The organism is Kitasatospora sp. NPDC048407, assembly GCF_043200475.1.
Lineage (GTDB): Bacteria > Actinomycetota > Actinomycetes > Streptomycetales > Streptomycetaceae > Kitasatospora.
Genome location: NZ_JBICXW010000016.1, coordinates 140601 through 159176 on the forward strand (window position 1 = coordinate 140601; position 18576 = coordinate 159176).

Consider the following 18576-nt stretch of genomic DNA (forward strand, 5'->3'; position numbering starts at 1 on the left):
CGCCTAGACCTCGATCTCCACCACCAGCGGCCGGTGGTCGGACACCCCGGTGCGCGGCGCCGACACCGAGCCGACCGTGCTGCGCGGCACGCCGATGCCCAGGATGTGGTCGAACTGCACCGTCGGCCGGTGCGCCGGGTAGGTGGGGGTGCGGGCCAGGTCGTACCAGCCCTGCAGGCGGGTGCGGCGGGCGGTGCGGACCCGGTCGCGGGCCGCGGTGCGCTGGATCGCGTGCGCCGAGCCGAGCACGGTGCGCGGCACCGCGCCGATCAGGTTGAAGTCGCCGAGCACCAGGTACGGCTGCGGCAGGTCGGCGATCCAGCGCCGGATCGCGGCCAGCTGCGCGACGTTCCAGCCCGGCACGAACGACAGGTGCGCGGCGACCACGGTGAACTCCCCGGCCGGCCCGGCCAGTACCGCCGCCAGCGCGGCCCGCGGCTCGTCCGGCACCGCCGTCAGCCCGCGCCGCCCGGCCACCCGCAGCGGCAGCCCGAACGGGGCGGGCGCGAACCGGCGGGCCCGCCAGTGCAGCACCGGCAGCCTGGTCAGCAGCGCGGTGCCGTACGACGGGCGGTCGGCGCCGTCGTCCGCCTCGGCGGGCCCGTACACCTGGAGGCCCGGGACGGCCGGGTCGGTGACCCAGCCGGCCGACCGGGCGGGGGTGCCGTGCAGGGCGGCGGCGAAGCGCCAGTCGGCGGCGCCCATCGCCTTGGCGGCGACGGCGGCCTGGTCGGTGCGGCCGGAGCGCTCCTGGCCGCGGTCCACCTCCTGGAGGGCGAGGACGTCGGCGTCCAGCGCGGCGACGGCCTCGGCCAGCGGGCCGCCCGGCTCGACCGGGTAGGGCGCGGGGCTGCCGTCGGCGGCGAGCGGCTGGCCGTGCAGCAGGTTGTACGTGGCGATCCGCAGAGTGGTCACGGAGCCGACGGTACCGGGTGGGTGTGACCGGGGTGGCGGCTTGAGCAGGTCAGGCCATACCGGGTATACATACTCAGTATGTCGATCCGTCACGGCCTGCTCGCCCTGCTCGACCAGGGCCCGCGCTACGGCTACCAGCTGCGATCCGAGTTCGAGGCCCGTACCGGGGCGACCTGGCCGTTGAACGTCGGCCAGGTCTACACCACCCTGGGCCGATTGGAGCGCGACGGCCTGGTCGAGTCCGCGGGGGAGGACGACGAGGGCCACCAGTTCTACGCCGTCACCGACGAAGGACGCGCGGAACTGCTCCGCTGGTTCGACACCCCGGTGCCGCGCACCAACCCGCCGCGCGACGAACTGGCCATCAAGCTGGCGATGGCGGTGACCGTCCCGGGAGTGGACGTCACCGGCGTCGTCCAGGGCCAGCGCCGGCACAGCATGCAGGCGCTGCAGGACTACACCCGGCTCAAGGGCCGGGCGCTGGCCGCCGACACCGGCGACGGCGCGGACCTGGCCTGGCTGCTGGTGCTGGAGCAGCTGATCTTCCAGACCGAGGCGGAGATCCGCTGGCTGGACCACTGCGAATCCCGACTCGGCAAGCACGCCGAGCGACAGGCCGCTGCCACGGCCGAACCCGCCGCCGCGCCGCCCGCGCGCCGCGGCGTCAAGAGCCGCGCCCGCGGCCGCCTCTGAAACTCCTGGGGGAGCGATGACCGAACAACTCAAGCCGGCCCAGCCCGTGCTGCACCTGGACCGGGTGAGCCGCGTGCACGGCCACGGCGCCGCCGAGGTGCACGCGCTGCGCGCCGTGGACCTGAAGGTGTACCCCGGCGAGCTGGTCGCCGTGATGGGGCCCTCCGGCTCCGGCAAGTCCACCCTGCTGACCCTGGCCGGGGGCCTCGACAGCCCCAGCGACGGCCAGGTACTGGTCGAGGGCATCGTGCTCGGCAGCCTCGACCGCAAGAAGCTCGCCGCGGTCCGCCGCCGCTCCGTCGGCTACGTCTTCCAGGACTACAACCTGATCCCGGCGCTCACCGCCGCCGAGAACATCGCGCTGCCCCGCGAACTCGACGGCATATCCGCCCGCGCCGCCCGTAAGGAGGCGCTCGCCGCGCTCGAGGAACTCGGCATCCCGGAACTCGCCGACCGCTTCCCCGACGACATGTCCGGCGGCCAGCAGCAGCGCGTCGCCATCGCCCGCGCGCTGATCGGCGAGCGCCGCCTGGTGCTCGCCGACGAGCCCACCGGCGCCCTCGACTCCACCACCGGCGAATCCGTGCTCGCCGTCCTGCGCGCCCGCTGCGACGCCGGCGCCGCCGCCATGATGGTCACCCACGAGGCCCGGCACGCCGCCTGGGCGGACCGGGTGGTGTTCCTGCGCGACGGCCGGCTGGTCGACGAGACCGCCCGGCAGGACGCCGGCACCCTGCTGGTCACCGCCGCCGCCAACGCGCTGAAGGGCGAGGACCAGTGAGGCTGACCGCCTGGCGGGCAGCCCTGCGGATCGCCCGCCGCGACGCGATGCGCGCCAAGGGCCGCAGCGCCCTGGTGGTGGCGATGATCGGCCTGCCGATCCTCGGCGTGGCCGGCGTCGACGTGGTCGCCCGCAGTGCCCAGCTGGAACCGGGCGAGAAGGTCGCCCGGGTGATGGGCACCGCCGACGCCCGGATCTCCGTGAGCCAGCGCGGCGACATCGTCCTGCAGGCGCCCAACCCCGACGACGAGACCCAGACCGGCGCGCCCGGCCCCGACGGAAAGCCGCGGGCGAAGACGCCCGAGGAGCAGCGCAGCGCGAGCACCGAGCCCGTCGACCTGATCAAGGAACTGCTCCCGGCCGGCACCAAGCTGGTGCCGATGCCCGCCGGACCGCGCACCACGGTCACCACCAAAGAGGGCCGGATGACGGTCGAGGCCGTCGAGGTCGACCTGTCCGACCAGGTCTGGCACGGCATGGTGAACAGGATCCGCGGCACCGCCCCGGCCCAGCCGAACGAGATCGCCGCCACCCAGGAGTTCCTGAACCAGTCCGGGCTGCGGCTCGGCGACTCCACCGCGATCCACGGCCTGGAGTCCAAGCCGTTCACCATCACGGCCGTCGTCGAGATCCCCGCCGAACTCAAGCGCGCCGAACTGTTCGCCCGCCCCGGCAGCGTGATCGCCCCGCTCGCGCAGGCCGACCCGGACCGGACGGTCGTCCCGGAGAGCCGCGACACCTGGCTGGTCCAACTGCCCGCCGGAGCGGCCGCGCTGGACTGGCCGAAGGTGCTGGAGCTCAACAAGTACGGCTTCGCGGTCGCCTCCAAGGCAGTCCTGATGGACCCGCCCGCCCGCTCCGAGGTGCCGCTGTACCAGCAGCCCGGGCGGCAGGACTACGGCGGCATCGACAAGGTGACCGTCGCGATCGTCGGCACCGTGGTCGGCATGGCCCTGCTGGAGATCGTGCTGCTCGCCGGACCGGCCTTCGCGGTCGGCGCCCGCCGCTCGCGCCGCCAGCTCGGCCTGCTCGCCGCCGGCGGCGGCGACCGCGGGCACGTGCGCGCCGTGGTGCTCGGCGGCGGAGTGGTGCTCGGCGTGACCGGCGCGCTGACCGGCCTGGTGCTCGCGATCGTGCTGGTCGCGGTGTTCCGCGACAACGCCGAACAGTTCGCCGGACGCCGCTTCGGCCACTTCGACCTGCAGCCGCTCGACCTGCTGGCGATCGTCGTGGTCGGCCTGGTCACCGGCCTGCTCGCGGCCGTGGTGCCCGCCGTCCAGGCCTCCCGGCAGGACGTGGTGGTGGCGCTCACCGGACGCGGCGGCAGCAAGCCCCCCAGCCGGATCGTCGCCGTGCTCGGCCTGATCATGATCGGCGGCGGCGCCGCCCTGGCGCTGGCCTGCGCGGCCACCGGCACCGCCGTGGTCTACGGCCTGCTCGGCGGCTCGGTGATCGCCGAGATCGGCATGCTGATGTGCACCCCGATGCTGATCGGCCTGTTCGGCCGGCTCGGCCGCCACCTGCCGCTCAGCCCGCGCCTCGCGCTGCGCGACTCGGTGCGCCACCGCGGCCGCACCGCCCCGGCGGTGGCCGCGGTGATGGCCGCCGTGGCCGGTGCCGTCGCCGTGGGCATCTACACCACCAGCAGCACCGAGCAGCAGCGCCGCGAGTACATGCCGTCGGCGCCCCCCAACACCGTCGCGCTGTACGCCGGCTGGGGGCCGGCCGCCGACCAGAACCGGCTGCCGATGATGCGCGAGGTGATCGAGAGCAACATCCCCGACCTCGGCGAGCGCGCCGACGTGTGGGACGCGACGCCGACCGCCAAGTGCAACCCCGGCGCGCCCTGCGGCTGGGTCCAGGTCGTGCTGCCGGAGTCCAAGCGCTGCCCGGCCGACTCGGCCCGCTCCGCCGAGGAGTACGAGCGCCTGCACACCGACCCCCGCTGTGAGGTGAACCGGAACCGCGGGGAGCGCCGGAGCACCATGTTCGGCGAAACCCTGGTCGGTGACGCGGCCCTGCTGCACACCCTGTTCGGGGTGCGCGACCAGGCCGCCGAGAAGGCCCTCGCCGACGGCAAGATCCTGGTGTTCCGGCCCGACTACGTGGAGAACGGCAAGGTCGACCTGCTGGTCACCGACCCCTTCGACCAGAAGAAGATGCGCGAGGACAACAACTACCGGCCGGCGGAGCGCCACTTGGTGGCGGACGCGGTCGAGGTGCACGTCCAGGCGCCGTTCGGCAACGCCATGATGACCCGCCAGACCGCCGAGAAGATCGGCCTGGGCACCCGGGCGGCCGGCTCGCTCTGGATGCCCACCGCGGAGCCGTCCGACAAGGCGTACCAGAAGGCCAACGGCTCGCTGGCCAAGCTGGACGACAACGCGATGATCACGGTCGAGCGGGGCTTCCACCCGGACGTCGACCTGATCACCGTCGGTCTGACGGTGTTCGCCGGACTGGTGGCGCTCGGCGCGGCCGGCATCGCCACCGGCCTGGCCGCCGCGGACTCCCAGCAGGACCTCGCCACGCTGGCCGCGGTCGGCGCGAGCGGCGGCATCCGGCGCCGGCTGTCCGGCTTCCAGTGCGGTGTGATCGCCGCGATGGGCGCGGTGCTCGGTCTGTTCTGCGGTGCCGTCCCGTCCATCGCGCTGCGCATCTTCCAGGCGCAGGACCAGGCGAAGTGGGCGATGCCGGGCCAGCCCGCTCCCGAAGCGGTGATCGCGATCCCGTGGGGCGAACTCGCGGCGATGGTGATCGGCCTGCCGGTGCTGGCGGTGCTGCTCGCGGCGGCGCTCACCCGCTCCAAGATCGCCATGGGCCGCCGGGCCGCCTGAGGCCCGGCACAGGCAGGGTGACCGTGCTCACGGCCGAGGGAGGCCGTGGGCACGGACCCATCCGGGCGAACTAAAGTCGTCCGCATGACGAAAACCCCGGACAGCGCCGTCCGCTCCTTCATCGACCAGCACGAGGACACCTTCCTGGCCGACCTCGCCGACTGGCTGCGCATCCCCTCCGTCTCGGCCGACCCCGGCCGGGCCGGAGAGGTCCGCCGCTCCGCCGAGTGGCTGGCCGACAAGCTGCGCGCGACCGGCTTCCCGGTCGCCGAGGTGTGGGAGACGGACGGGCTGCCCGCGGTGTTCGCCGAGTGGCCGTCCGGCGACGAGGGCGCGCCGACCGTGCTGGTCTACGGCCACCACGACGTGCAGCCCGCCGCCAAGGAGGACGGCTGGGACACCGAGCCGTTCACACCCACCGTGGTCGGCCGCCGGCTGTACGCGCGCGGCGCCGCCGACGACAAGGGCCAGGTCTTCTTCCACACCCTCGGCGTGCGCGCCCACCTCGCCGCCACCGGCCGCACCGCGCCCGCCGTCAACCTCAAGCTGCTGATCGAGGGCGAGGAGGAGTCCGGCTCGCCGAACTTCGCCGCCCTGGTGCGCCGCGAGGCCGACCGGCTCGCCTCCGACGTGGTGATCATCTCCGACACCGGCATGTGGTCCGAGACCACCCCGACCGTGTGCACCGGCATGCGCGGCCTGGCGGACTGCCAGATCGACCTGTACGGCCCGGACAGCGACATCCACTCCGGCTCGTTCGGCGGCGCCGTCCCCAACCCGGCCGACGTGGCCGCCGCGCTCGCCGCCGGCCTGCACGACGCGGACCGCAAGGTCGCGGTGCCCGGCTTCTACGAGGGCATCGTCGAACTCACCGACGAGGAGCGGGCGCTGTTCGCCGAACTGCCCTTCGACGAGGCGCAGTGGCTGAAGGTCGCCAAGTCGTACGGCACCCAGGGCGAGGCCGGCTACACCACCCTGGAGCGGGTCTGGGCCCGTCCGACCGCCGAGGTCAACGGCATCTGGGGCGGCTACACCGGCCCCGGCGGCAAGACCATCGTCCCGGCCGAGGCGCACCTCAAGCTGTCCTTCCGGCTGGTGGCCGGCATGGAGGTGGAGAAGGTCCGGGAGGCCGTCGCCGCCTGGGTTTCCGCGCAGGTCCCGGCGGGCATCCGGTACGAGATCGTCTTCCCGGGCGCCACCCGCCCGTGCCTGACGCCGCTGGACCACCCCGCCCTGCAGTCCACCGTCCGGGCGATGGGCCGGGCCTTCGAGCAGAAGATCCTGTTCACCCGTGAGGGCGGTTCCGGCCCGGCCGCCGACCTGCAGGACGTGCTGGGCGCGCCGGTGCTGTTCCTCGGCATCTCGGTGCCCTCGGACGGCTGGCACTCGATCAACGAGAAGGTGGAACTCGACCTGCTCCGCAAGGGCGTCGAGACCTCCGCGTACCTGTGGGGCGACCTCGCGGAGAACTTCCGGCCGTGAGCGCGCGTCCCGAAGCGGCGAAGGCGCCGTACCTGCCGTACCGAAGCGAACGGGGATGGACGAGTTGAGCAGCGCCCCTGACACCAAGCACCTCGCGCTGACCCGCGCCGGGGTGGACCGGTCGGCGCACCGCCGACTCGACGAGCCGTGGCTGGCCGCGGCCTGGAGCCACCCCACCACCAAGGTGCTGCCGATCGCCGGCGGCGAGGCGTTCGTGGTGGACACCGGCAGCCGCACCGAACTGGTGCTGCTGCCCTCCTTCGAGGCCCCGCAGAACGGCTCCCGCTACTTCCTGGGCACCGACGACGACGGCGTCCACTACTTCGCGCTGGACTGCGAGTCGCTGCCCGGCCGACTGGACGGCGACGCCCGCCCGGCCGGGCTGCGCGAGGTCGGCGGCTCGCTCTCCGACCGGGACTCCGGGCTGCTGGTGCACGCCGTCGCCCTGGAGCACTGGCACCGGCTGCACACCTTCTGCTCCCGGTGCGGCCACCGCACCGAGAAGGCCGGCGCCGGACACCTGCGCCGCTGCACCTCCTGCGCGGCCGAGCACTACCCGCGCACCGACCCGGCGGTGATCATGCTGATCACCGACGGCGAGGACCGCTGCCTGCTGGGCCGGCAGGCGCTCTGGCCGGAGGGCCGCTGGTCGACGCTGGCCGGGTTCGTCGAGCCCGGCGAGTCGATCGAGCAGACGGTCGGCCGCGAGGTGCTGGAGGAGGCGGGCGTCCGGGTCGCCGAGGTCGAGTACGTGGCCAGCCAGCCCTGGCCGTTCCCGTCCAGCCTGATGCTCGGCTTCCTCGGCCGGGCGCACCCCGACGGCACCGGGATCACCGTGGACGGCGAGGAGCTGTCCGAGGCCCGCTGGTTCACCCGGGAGGAACTGCGGGCGGGCATGGCGGCCGGCGAGATCCTGCCGCCGTCCGGCATCTCGATCGCCCGACACCTGGTCGAACTCTGGTACGGCGAACCGCTTCCGGCGGCCGCCCGCTGGTGAGCGAAAAGCGGTACCCGCAGGGGCGTGCGGAGCACTCCGCGCGCCCCTGCGGTGCATCCGACCGACCCGGGGGACCGGCCGGGTCCCGCTCCGCCGAACGGAAATGTTCGAATCCCCCGGGGCGGAATCGCCAGGGTTTCCCGAACAGACCCGCGACCATGGCTGCCCGGTTCGGCTGAAATGCCACAAAAGGCCTGACTACATTCGCTCGCGTGACGATCCCCCGCGCCGCCGCGACCCCGCCCAAGTACCAGCGCATCGCCGCCGACCTGCGCCGCCGCATCGACTCCGGCGAATGGGAGGACGACGGCCGGCTCCCCGTCGAGAGCGAACTGGAGGAGCAGTACCGGGTGGCCCGCAACACCGTCCGCCTCGCCGTCGACGTCCTGGTCAACGAGGGCCGGCTGGTGCGCGTCCAGGGCAAGGGCACCTTCCTGCGCCGCCGGGCCCGGCACGACCACCGGGTCTATCCCCGGCCGCACCGCCGCGGCGCCCTGCCGGCCGGCGGCGAGACGTACGCCGCCGAAGCCCGGGCAGCCGGACTGGACCTCAGCTTCGAGTACGAGGTGTGGGCCGTCCGGGCCCGCCGCGACATCGCCGACTGGCTCGGACTCCAGCCCGACGACAGCGTCATGATGCGCCGCCAGCTCTGCCGCGTCGCCCAGGAGCCCTACGCCATCGAGGACAGCCACTACCGGCCCGGACTGGCCGCCGGCACCCCGCTGATGGAGGACCTGCCCGCCCCCGGCGGCGACGAACGGACACTGGCCGACCTCGGCCGCACCGAGACCGCTGCCACCGACCACCTCACCGCGCGGATGCCCGACCCCGCCGAGGCCGCCTGGTTCGGGCTCGGACCCGGCGTGCCACTGCTGGTCAACACCCGCGTCACCCGCGACCGGCGCGGCCCGATCCGGGTGGTGGAGACCCGCTACGCAGCCGACCGGGCCCGGCTGCTCTACGAACTCGGCGACCCGGCCCCGGCCGGCTGACCGGGGCCCGGGCGCCCAGTGGTCAGACCAGCGCGGCCTGGACCTGGCGCAGGCTCGGGTTGGTCATCACGCTCTGCTCGCCGGAGGCGCCGACCACCACGACCGTCGGGACCGTCTGGTTGCCGTCGTTCACCGACTCCACGTAGGACGCCGAGGCCGGGTCCTGCTCGATGTTGACCTCGGTGTAGGCGATGCCCTCGCGGTCCAGCTGGCTCTTGAGGCGGTTGCAGTAGCCGCACCAGGTCGTGCTGTACATCGTGACGGTGCCGGACATGGTGAGGGACTCCTTCGGTCGACGAACGGGGCGTGCAGCCCACGGAGCAAACGTCCGGCGGGCCGCCCCCATTCCAGGACGGGTAACAGTGGCACGATCCGATCATCCGAGCGGGCCTGTGGACAACACCGTCCGGACTGTCCGGCGCGCCTGCGAGGATGGAAGGCATGCAGGATGACCTCCCCGGCCTCGGCGGCCCCAGCCAGCAGCACCGCCCCGGCGGCTTCGCCCCCCTCGGAGCGGACGCCGTGCTGGCCGGACTCGACCCCGAACAGCGCGCCGTGGCCACCGCCCTGCACGGCCCGGTCTGCGTGCTGGCCGGCGCCGGCACCGGCAAGACCCGGGCCATCACCCACCGGATCGCCTACGGCGTGCGCAGCGGCGTCTACCAGCCCGCCCAGGTCCTCGCCGTCACCTTCACCGCCCGCGCCGCCGGCGAGATGCGCGGCCGGCTGCGCCAGCTCGGCGCCGAGGGCGTCCAGGCCCGCACCTTCCACTCCGCCGCGCTGCGCCAGCTCCAGTACTTCTGGCCGCGCGCCATCGGCGGAGACGTCCCCCGGCTGCTGGAGCGCAAGGTCCAGCTGGTCGCCGAGGCGGCCGGCCGCAGCGGCCTGCGCGTCCAGCGCACCGAACTGCGCGACCTGACCGCCGAGGTCGAATGGGCCAAGGTCACCCAGGTCGTCCCCGACGACTACCCGACCGCCGTCGCCAAGTCCGCCCGCGAGGCCCCGCGCGACCCGGCCGAGATCGCCCGGGTCTACGCCGCCTACGAGCAGACCAAGCGCGACCGCGGCCTGATCGACTTCGAGGACGTGCTGCTCCTCACCGCCGCCATCCTGGAGGACCGCCCGGAGATCGCCGACCGGGTCCGCGCCCAGTACCGGCACTTCACCGTCGACGAGTACCAGGACGTCTCCCCGCTCCAGCAGCGCCTGCTGGAGCAGTGGACGGGCGGCGACGGCGGCGCCAGCCTCTGCGTGGTCGGCGACGCCAGCCAGACCATCTACTCCTTCACCGGCGCCACCCCCGACTACCTGCTGAACTTCCGTCAGCGCCACCCCGAGGCGACGGTGGTCAAGCTGGTGCGCGACTACCGCTCCACCCCGCAGGTGGTGCACCTGGCCAACGGCCTGCTCGCCCAGGCCCGCGGCCAGGCCGCCCAGCACCGCCTGGAGCTGATCTCCCAGCGCGAGGCCGGTCCCGAGCCGGTCTACCGCGAGTACCAGGACGAGCCCACCGAGGCCGAGTCCACCGCCCGGCTGATCCGCGACCTGCTCGGCACCGGCGTGCGGGCCAGCGAGATCGCCGTGCTGTTCCGCACCAACAGCCAGTCCGAGGTGTACGAGCAGGCGCTCGCCGACCTCGGCATCTCCTACCAGCTCAAGGGCGCCGAGCGGTTCTTCGAGCGGCCCGAGGTCCGGGAGGCCGGGGTGCTGCTCAAGGGCGCCGCCCGGGCCGCCGACGACCCGCTGACCGCCGGCGCGCCCGACCTCGCCGCCCAGGTCCGCGCGGTGCTCGCCACCCGCGGCTTCTCCGCCACCGCCCCGGCCGGCTCCGGCGCCGTCCGCGAGCGCTGGGAGTCGCTGAACGCGCTGGTCCGCCTCGCCGAGGAGTTCGAGACCGCCCGCACCGCCGCCGGCGAGCGCGCCGACCTCTCGGCCTACGTCGCCGAACTCGACGCCCGGGCCGCCGCCCAGCACGCCCCCGCCGTCGAGGGCGTCACGCTGGCCTCGCTGCACGCCGCCAAGGGCCTGGAGTGGGACGCGGTGTTCCTGGTCGGCCTCACCGAGGGCACGCTGCCGATCATCTACGCCAAGACCGACGAGCAGGTCGAGGAGGAGCGCCGCCTGCTGTACGTCGGCGTCACCCGGGCCCGCCGCTTCCTCACCCTCTCCTGGTCGCTGTCCCGCTCGCCGGGCGGCCGCGCCTCCCGCAAGCCCACCCGCTTCCTGGACGGCCTGCGCCCCGGCTCCTCCAGCTCCGGCCCGCGCACCCGCGGCGGGCGCGGGGGCATCGAGCCCGGGGCGGAGCGCCCGGCCGCGCGCCGGGTGCGTGGCCCCGTCAAGTGCCGGGTCTGCGACCGCACCCTGACCGAGGCCGTCGAGCGCAAGCTCGGCCGCTGCGAGGACTGCCCGTCCAACATGGACGAGGCGCTGTTCGAGCGGCTGCGCGAGTGGCGCTCGGCCCGCGCCAAGGAGCAGAGCGTCCCGGCCTACGTGGTGTTCACCGACGCCACCCTGATGGCCATCGCGGAGAACGTGCCGGGCAGCCTCGCGGAGCTCTCCCGGATCTCCGGGGTGGGGGCCATGAAGCTGGACAAGTACGGTTCCGACGTGCTGTTGTTGTGTGCGGGGGAGAGTCCGGAGCTCGTGGGGGAGCCCGACGGGGAGCAGGTGCAGGACTCACCCGGGGACGAGGCCGCCGAGCAGGCCGAGAACTCACCGGAAAACTCGCCGGAAAAATAGTTTGCGCGCCGCGCGTACGGCGCAATAGCCTGCCGGAGCGGTCAAGGGGACGAGACCGCAACGCTCGCAGAGGGCTTGTTTCTGCGTGCGCTGACCATCAACCAGATATCGGAGCCCGGGGGACTGGGCACCGCGAGACGCCGAGAGGAGGCGAGTTCAGTGTCGACGAAGACGATCACCAAAATGATTGACCCGATGTCCACCCTCGCCATGCCCGCGCGCGTCCTCGTGCCGGGTCTGGGTCTCGACGTGGCCGGCGGCAACGCCGGAGTCCTGCTGATTGCCGAGCACTGCCTTGTCAGTGGTCGTGGCAATGCTGAGGGCACCAGTGTCGAGGCGGGTCCGTCCCGTGACCGGTCCGTGTTTGTCGACGGCATCACGCTGTCCGATGAGCGACCGACCAAGGCACCGAAGGCAGTAGCGGCAGAAGCGGCCCATGGTCGCTATGCGGCCGTCGTCGGTGCCGGAGTCAAGCAGCAGAAGCAGCAGAGCATTCTGGCCACGGCCGCCGTTCGCGGCGCCGGAGCCGTCCGGAAGCAGGCTTTCCGCGGGCCTGGACCCTGGAGCGAACGACCCTGACGCAACCCGTCAGGGCGGTGCCTCCAGGGCCGCGGAAACCCAGCAACCGGGTTCCGCGGCCCTTCTGTTTTGTCCGGTACGCACGACCCACCCAGGCCCCACGCGGGCCTCCGGCCGAACTCGAACAACGAGCCCGGCCGGACCCATCAAAAGACGAGGAAGACGCCCACAGTGTCCACGGTCATCACACCGCCGCCCCTCCCGTCCGTACCCGACAAGACCATCAAGGCCGACCAGGCCGACCCCCCGGAGGTAACACTCATGCAGCTCACCGCCATCGACGAGGCTGACTCGCTCGGGCTTCCCATTCCGTGCCGGGCCTTCGACCCGGAGGTCTTCTTCGCGGAGACGCCCGCCGACGTCGAGTACGCCAAGTCGCTGTGTGGCACCTGCCCCGTCAAGGCCTCCTGCCTGACCGGCGCGCTCGAGCGCCGCGAGCCGTGGGGCGTCTGGGGTGGCGAGCTCTTCGTCCAGGGCGTCGTCGTCGCCCGCAAGCGTCCCCGTGGCCGTCCGCGCAAGACCGAGGTCATGGCGTGAACCCCGCAGCCCGTCCCCGCACCGAAGCCGCAGCCGTCCGCAGGGGAGAGCAGCCCCCGCTGGACACCGCACTGCGCGACTCGGTACGCCTCGCGGCCGCCAAGGCCGACTCCGAACTGACCCGTCCCTTCCCGACTACGCACCACGAGCAGGACCACCACATGAACCCCGCCGGCATCGATCCGACCGTCCGCTCCGAGCAGACCACCGAACTTCAGATCCAGAACAGGACCCTCGAGATGAATCTCCTCCAAGAATCCCTGGCGCGTGCGCATATGCAGGAACGCCTCCACGAGGCCGAGGAGCAACGCCTCGGCCTGCGGGTGATGCGCGCGACGCGACTGCGTCGTAAGGCCGAACAGGCCTCCCTGCGCGCCCGCAAGGCCCTTGCCGTCGCCCTGATGTGACGGACGCTCCGCCCCCGCCGACCGGGCCCGTGCCCACATCGGTGACCAACCCCTGAACGCCGATGGCCGACTCCTCTCCCGGGAGCCGGCCATCGGCGCGTCCAGGCGTTTCCCCGTCCAACTCCGCAGGGTCGTACTGTCGTTCGTCGCTCGAACGTAACGTGCGAGGATGTGCCGCATGTGGTCCTCCCTTCCGCTCGGCGAGCGGCTGCGTGCCGAGCTCGGTTCGCCGCGCAAGGTCCGCCGCCTGGCCAGCAGTCCGCGCTCCCGGGTCTGGCGGGCCGAACTGTCCGGCGCCCCGGTGGTGGTGAAGCAACTGGTCGACTCGCCCGGCGCCGACGACCGCTACGCCCGCGAGGCGGCCGCACTGTCCCTCGCCTCCCGGCGGGCCGGCCGCGCCGGTCGCCCTGTGGTGCCCACGCTGCTCGGTACCGACCCCGACGCGCGCATGGTGGTGCTGGAACGCCTGGAGAACCGCACCCCCGGCCCCGGCTGGCAGATCGACTACGCCGTCGCGCTGGCCGGGCTGCACGCGAGCGCCCCCGCCGACCTGGACGACCTGGCCGGGACGGCTCCCGGCACCGCGCTGCCCGCCTGGACCGGACCGACCGGCCGCGACCTCGGCTGCTTCCTCGCGCTGGCCCGCGCCCTCGACGTCCCAGCCCCGCCCGGTGCCCGCGCCGAGGCCGAGGCACTGCTCGCCCGGCTCTCCGCCACCCCCGTCCGGCACGCGCTGCTGCACGGCGATCCCTGCCCCGGCAATGACCTGCACACCGCCGAGGGCGTCCGGTTCATCGACTTCGAGCAGTCCTCGCTCGGCCCGGGCGCGGCCGAATTCGCCTATCTGCGAATAGGTTTCCCCACCTGCTGGTGCTCCACCGCCCCGCCCGCCGACGTACTCACCGAGGCCGAGGCCGCCTACCGCACCGCCTGGCGGGCCGCCACCGGCACCGCGGCCGCCACCGACGCCGAGCTCGCCGACGCCTGCGCCGGCTGGCTGCTGCGCGGCGATGCCCTCGTCCCCAAGGCCGAACGCGGCCTCGCCGACCAACTCGCCCGCGTACACCACGCGGACTGGACCTGGGGCAACGCCACCGCCCGCCGCCGCCTGGCACACCGCCTCCGGGCCGTGGCCGCCCTGGCCGGCGAGGACAGCGCCCTCCCGGTCTTCGGCCGCTTCTGCGCCACCCTCGCCACCCGCGTCCGGACCGCCTGGCCGGCCGCCGGGCCGCTGCCGAGCGAACGCTCCTGACCCGCCGTCGGCTCCCGCCCGCCGGGCGCTCCCCGGCGGACCGTCAGGCGCGGACCACCCGCACCTTGCGGTACTCCATCGCCCTGGCCAGGAACTCCGGGCAGCTCCGCCCCGCGGGCAGGTCGGTCTCTTCCGCCAACTCCCGCTCCGTTGCGGCGAAAATCGCGGCGAAGTCGTGCCGGACCAGGGTGAACGGCGGGACCGCGCCGAAACCGCCGCCCAGGCAGTCTGCGAAGCCCATCGACTCCCGCCCGTAGTAGCCGCCCGGGCCGTTGATCGCCTCGCCCAGGGCGCAGTGCAGGCCGGTCTCGTCCTCGACGCCCGCGCCCGCCAGGTGGTACTCGCCGCCGGAGCGGTCCGGCTCGGGATCGCGCCGATCCAGCGCCGGCGACTGCCACTCCTCCTTGGCGGCGACGCTCAACCCGCGCCAACTGCCCGGCTGCTGCGGCGGCCCGGGCTGCCACTGCCGCCAGACCTCGCGGGCGGCCGAGCCGGGCAGCGCCAGGATCTCGCGCGGCGGCGGCGGCGGGTCGGCGAACAGCCCCTCGACGGCGGCGCACCGGCCGAGCAGCAGGTCCACACCGATCGCGTCCTCGTCGTCGCGCTCGCCGACGATCAGGAACCGCACCGGGAACGACTGTTCCCACCGGGTATGGTCCGCCACCTGCCTGCCCGTGCCCTCTTCCGTCCGTCCGTCCGGCGGGCGTCTATTCGGGCTCGGCGAAGCCGGGCAGCCAGCGGAGGAGTTCCTCGTGCAGGCGGACAGTGGCGCCGAGCTGGCAGAGCACACCGATGGTGGAGAGCGTGACGCGGTGAATCAGCAGGTAGGAGGGCGGGAGGTTGAGCTGCTTGCCGAGGTTGTAGGCGGGGGAGCGCGGGTCGGCGATCCGGGCGGCCTGGGTGCGCATCCACTCGCGGCTGAAGGTGAACTGCTCGGCACGGGTGGGTTCGATGATCGGCAGCAGGTAGTCGAGCACCGCGTCCGGATCGAGCGAGATGGTCGGGCGGACGAAGCCCTCCTGCTTGAGCAGGTCGTAGACGGCGCCTGCGTCGCCCGCCAGGGCGAGCCGCAGGGAGGTGCCGATCGGGCGGGGCAGACCGCCGGGGAGGCGGTCGACGGTGCCGAAGTCGAGCACGCCGAGCTGCCAACTGGAGGCGGCCCGGCCGGTCTTGACGAGCCGGAAATTGCCGGGGTGCGGGTCGGCGTGCAGCAGGCCGGTGCGGGCCGGGCCGGCGAACAGGAAGCGGGCGAGCAGCTGCCCGGCCCGGTCGCGTTCGGTCCGGGTGCCGTCGGAGATGACCTGGGACAGCGGCTTGCCGTCCAGCCACTCGGTGACCAGCACCCGCCCGGACTGGGCGACCACCCGGGGCACCCGGATGTCGGCGTCGTCGGCGAACTCCTGGGCGTGCAGCTGCTGCGACTCGGCCTCCAACTGGTAGTCGAGCTCCTCGGCGACCCGCTCGCGCAGCTCGGCGATCAGCGGCTTGATGTCCATGCCCGGGATCAGCGGGCCCAGCATCCGGGCCAGCCGGGCGAGTTGGCCGAGGTCGCTGAGCAGGGCGTCGCCCGCGCCCGGGTACTGGATCTTGACCGCGACGTCCCGCCCGTCCTGCCAGACGGCCCGGTGCACCTGACCGATGGAGGCGGCGGCGGACGGCTGATCGGAGAAGGAGCGGAAGTTGGCGGCCCAGTCGTCGCCCAGGTCGGCGGCCAGCACCGAGTGCACGGTGCGGGTCGGCATGGCCGGGGCGGAGTCCTGGAGCTTGGTCAGTGCGGCCCGGTAGGGGCCCGCCACGTCCTCCGGGAGGGCCGATTCGAAGACCGACATGGCCTGCCCGAACTTCATCGCACCTCCCTTCAACTTGCCGAGCGTGGCGAAGAGTTGCTCGGCGGTCTGGGCCTGGAGCTCGGCCGCGACCTCCTCCGCCGGACGTCCGCCGAGCCGCTTGCCCAGGCCGAGCGTGGCACGGCCGGCGAAGCTCAGCGGCAGCGCCGCCAGCCGGGCCGTACGGGAGACCGCCTTGCGCGGCATCTCAGACATCGGCCGTCTCCGTTCGGGCCGTGCGGTCAACAGCGGCCGTCGCCGTCGCCAGACCAGCCGTCGCCACATGCCGCCGGGCCGCCGCCGGGCGCGGGTGGGCGACCGGTCGCGCCGTGCCGGTCACTGCCTTGCGCGGTAGATCGCTCACCGGACCTCCAGATCAGCCGGACCGACCGGCGGCCCCCCGCCGGCGGTGGTACGTGGACTCCCGGGGCCCGCCCGGCGCTCCTCCCCGCCGGGCCGCGCGCTCCGGAGGCGTGCACCGGGCAGGGCGTGCGGTGGATCGGCTGGGTCTCGCCGGACGGACCCGAAGGCATGTCCTATGCCATTGTGCCCGCTTGGGCGGGTGTGACGGACTGCCACAGGCAACCGCAGTCGGGGTGACTGCGCAGCCGCAGCCGCCGCACCATGCCGTCGGCCGCGGACAGTTCGCACCAGCCGTCCACGCTCGGTGGCAGCACCCCGTCCAGGTACAGCTGGACGTGCAGGGCGGCGAGCCCGGCGATGGAGGCGGCGACCGCGCCGTCGCAGGCCGGGGCGCGGGGGCGGCCGGGGCCTTCGTCGATCAGCTGGGCGAGCAGCCGGGGCCAGGCCTCGTCCTCGTCCCGCCGGGCCAGGGTGGCGCAGCTGCCGCAGGCGGAGGCCCCCGGGACGACCAATGGGCCGACCACGCCGAGGTGTTCGAGCACCCCGGTGTACAGGTGCGGAATGCCGGCCCGCATCAACTCCTGGGCGTCGACGGCGGCGCCGGTGTACGCGGCGGAGCCGTCTCGCGGGGCGAGCACCACCAGGGTGGGCGGCGGGGGAGTGGCGGGCGGCCGCTTGTAGCGCTCGCCGACCGGGGCACCGATGGCGCGGTGCACCAACTCGCGGGCGGCGGTGGCGCGCAGCCGCCCGACGTCTCCCGGCGGGAAACCGCCGGGTGCGCAGTCCCGGACGGTGACCCGGCCGCGGTCGAGCACGGCGACCTCGCCGATGCCGCCGGCGGCCAGCGCGGTGCCGACGGCCGCGCCGACCCTCCCCGCACCGCGCACCTCGACCCGGGCCGCGGCGCGGCTCTGCACCACGGCGGCGGCCTCCTCGGGCGCGGGGTGCACCAGGGAGAGCGAGGCGAGGTCGGGCCCCAGCAACTCCCGGCGGGCCGGCGGGTGCAGTTCCAGCACGTTGGCCAAGGCCTCGGTGTCGTCCAGCAGTTCACTCCGGGCGAGCGAGTCGAGCATGCCCTGGCAGTACTCGGCGCTCAGGCCGATCCGCTTCCCGGCGGCGACCAGCGCGGGCCCGTCCCGGGTGCCGTCGATCAGTTCCAGGAACATGGCGAGCTTGCGGTCGACGCCTTCGATCAGGCGGGCATGCCGCCGGACGGTGCCGAACTGCAGGGTCTGCTTCTCCCGCCAGAGCCGGGACAGGGCGGGCTTGATCACGGGGCGCATGTCGGTCCTCCAAGCGTCGGTCTCCGGCGTCCCGGTCGAGGCGTCGGATCAACTGGTGACCGCAGCATGCCCGCGACCTTCCGTACACGAAAGCGCGTTGTCCACAGGCCCGTACTGACAATCCGGTCATCGCCGTGCACAGCCTGTGGACAACGCGCCCGGGTGGTCCCCGGGGCCGCGCCGTCCCGGTGCCGGACTTCTGTCGCGAGGACGGGGTAACGTCCATGCCATGGCAGCCGAACGCGACTCCCATCGGTCGGCGTCGCGTAGGCGTGCCCGGGCGGCCTCCGGGTCCACGGCCGCGGCGCCCGGTGCGCATGTCAGCACCGAGGCCGACCGGGCCCGCGGCCCCGAGCGGGGCATCGACCGCAGCAAGGTCGAGGTGCGCCGCAGCGCCCGCCGCAGCCGCACCGTCTCCGCCTACCGCGAGGGCGACCGCACCGTGGTGCTGATCCCGGCCCGGATGTCGCACGCCGAGGAACAGCGCTGGGTGGCGCAGATGCTCGACAAACTGGCCGCGCAGGAGAAGCGCCGGGTGCTCGGCGACGAGGCCCTGCAGGCCCGGGCCACCGAGCTCTCCGAGCTGTACCTGGGCGGCCGCGCCGAGCCCGACCAGGTCCGCTGGGTGACCAACCAGAACTCCCGCTGGGGCTCGTGCACCCCCAGCGAGCGCACCATCCGGCTCTCCCATCGTCTCCAGGGCATGCCCGAGTACGTGGTGGACTACGTGCTGCTGCACGAGCTCGCCCACCTGCTGGTGCCCGACCACGGCCCCCGGTTCTGGGCGCTGCTGGACGCCTACCCGCGCACCGAGCGGGCTCGCGGCTACCTGGAGGGCGTCGCCTCCGCCGCCCGGCTGCCGCACATCCCCGGCGCCCGGAACACCTGACGGT

At 73.8% G+C, this 18576-nt stretch carries 17 protein-coding genes; 12 read left to right on the forward strand and 5 right to left on the reverse strand.

Annotated features, from left to right (window positions below):
* Positions 1-3 precede the first annotated feature (3 nt).
* Entirely contained in the window at positions 4-915 is a 912-nt protein-coding gene (locus tag ACGFWJ_RS26425; RefSeq protein WP_392953990.1) for an endonuclease/exonuclease/phosphatase family protein, read from the reverse strand.
* Positions 916-993: 78 nt separating this feature from the next.
* Between ACGFWJ_RS26425 and ACGFWJ_RS26430 the strand changes: the two genes are divergently transcribed.
* The 6 genes from ACGFWJ_RS26430 (at position 994) to ACGFWJ_RS26455 (ending at position 8697) form a co-directional block, all read left to right on the forward strand.
* Positions 994-1608, forward strand: a complete 615-nt coding sequence (locus ACGFWJ_RS26430; protein WP_387637558.1) for a PadR family transcriptional regulator — start codon at positions 994-996, stop codon at positions 1606-1608.
* Positions 1609-1624: 16 nt separating this feature from the next.
* A complete protein-coding gene (locus tag ACGFWJ_RS26435) occupies positions 1625-2389 on the forward strand; it encodes an ABC transporter ATP-binding protein (protein ID WP_387637555.1) in 765 nt (254 codons plus the stop codon).
* Complete coding sequence (locus ACGFWJ_RS26440) at positions 2386-5226, forward strand: FtsX-like permease family protein (RefSeq protein ID WP_392953994.1); 2841 nt, start codon at positions 2386-2388, stop codon at positions 5224-5226. Before ACGFWJ_RS26435 ends, ACGFWJ_RS26440 begins: the two co-directional genes overlap by 4 nt.
* A gap of 84 nt (positions 5227-5310) precedes the next feature.
* Positions 5311-6708 (forward strand): dipeptidase, encoded by a 1398-nt coding sequence (locus tag ACGFWJ_RS26445; protein ID WP_392953997.1) that lies wholly within the window; start codon positions 5311-5313, stop codon positions 6706-6708.
* A gap of 55 nt (positions 6709-6763) precedes the next feature.
* Entirely contained in the window at positions 6764-7705 is a 942-nt protein-coding gene (nudC, locus tag ACGFWJ_RS26450; protein WP_392954000.1) for an NAD(+) diphosphatase, read from the forward strand.
* A 212-nt stretch (positions 7706-7917) separates the two neighbouring features.
* On the forward strand, positions 7918-8697 hold the full coding sequence (locus tag ACGFWJ_RS26455) for a GntR family transcriptional regulator (RefSeq protein WP_387637544.1): 780 nt from the start codon (positions 7918-7920) through the stop codon (positions 8695-8697).
* Between the two features lie 22 nt (positions 8698-8719).
* Here the strand turns inward: ACGFWJ_RS26455 and ACGFWJ_RS26460 are convergent, their stop codons facing one another.
* Entirely contained in the window at positions 8720-8971 is a 252-nt protein-coding gene (locus tag ACGFWJ_RS26460) for a mycoredoxin (RefSeq protein ID WP_387637542.1), read from the reverse strand.
* Positions 8972-9138: 167 nt separating this feature from the next.
* On the opposite strand from ACGFWJ_RS26460, the gene ACGFWJ_RS26465 reads away from it, so the two are divergent.
* The 5 genes from ACGFWJ_RS26465 to ACGFWJ_RS26485 all read left to right on the forward strand — a co-directional run bounded on the left by ACGFWJ_RS26465 (position 9139) and on the right by ACGFWJ_RS26485 (position 14211).
* Positions 9139-11436 (forward strand): ATP-dependent DNA helicase UvrD2, encoded by a 2298-nt coding sequence (locus tag ACGFWJ_RS26465; RefSeq protein WP_392954004.1) that lies wholly within the window; start codon positions 9139-9141, stop codon positions 11434-11436.
* Positions 11437-11595: 159 nt separating this feature from the next.
* A complete protein-coding gene (locus ACGFWJ_RS26470) occupies positions 11596-12015 on the forward strand; it encodes a hypothetical protein (protein WP_392954007.1) in 420 nt (139 codons plus the stop codon).
* Positions 12016-12186: 171 nt separating this feature from the next.
* Positions 12187-12552, forward strand: a complete 366-nt coding sequence (locus ACGFWJ_RS26475) for a WhiB family transcriptional regulator (protein ID WP_387637533.1) — start codon at positions 12187-12189, stop codon at positions 12550-12552.
* On the forward strand, positions 12549-12959 hold the full coding sequence (locus tag ACGFWJ_RS26480) for a hypothetical protein (protein WP_392954010.1): 411 nt from the start codon (positions 12549-12551) through the stop codon (positions 12957-12959). Before ACGFWJ_RS26475 ends, ACGFWJ_RS26480 begins: the two co-directional genes overlap by 4 nt.
* Before the next feature lie 178 nt (positions 12960-13137).
* Positions 13138-14211, forward strand: a complete 1074-nt coding sequence (locus ACGFWJ_RS26485) for a phosphotransferase (RefSeq protein WP_387865577.1) — start codon at positions 13138-13140, stop codon at positions 14209-14211.
* Between the two features lie 43 nt (positions 14212-14254).
* Here ACGFWJ_RS26485 and ACGFWJ_RS26490 read toward each other — a convergent pair whose 3' ends face one another.
* From ACGFWJ_RS26490 to ACGFWJ_RS26500, 3 genes are all read right to left on the reverse strand, one after another.
* Positions 14255-14839, reverse strand: coding sequence for a hypothetical protein (locus ACGFWJ_RS26490; protein WP_392954014.1), 585 nt, complete (start codon positions 14837-14839; stop codon positions 14255-14257).
* A gap of 79 nt (positions 14840-14918) precedes the next feature.
* Positions 14919-16253: an ABC1 kinase family protein gene (locus ACGFWJ_RS26495; RefSeq protein ID WP_392954017.1), complete on the reverse strand. Its 1335-nt coding sequence runs from the start codon at positions 16251-16253 to the stop codon at positions 14919-14921.
* A gap of 320 nt (positions 16254-16573) precedes the next feature.
* Positions 16574-17683, reverse strand: a complete 1110-nt coding sequence (locus ACGFWJ_RS26500) for a ThiF family adenylyltransferase (RefSeq protein WP_392954020.1) — start codon at positions 17681-17683, stop codon at positions 16574-16576.
* Between the two features lie 229 nt (positions 17684-17912).
* On the opposite strand from ACGFWJ_RS26500, the gene ACGFWJ_RS26505 reads away from it, so the two are divergent.
* Positions 17913-18572: a M48 family metallopeptidase gene (locus ACGFWJ_RS26505; RefSeq protein WP_392954022.1), complete on the forward strand. Its 660-nt coding sequence runs from the start codon at positions 17913-17915 to the stop codon at positions 18570-18572.
* Positions 18573-18576: the final 4 nt, after the last annotated feature.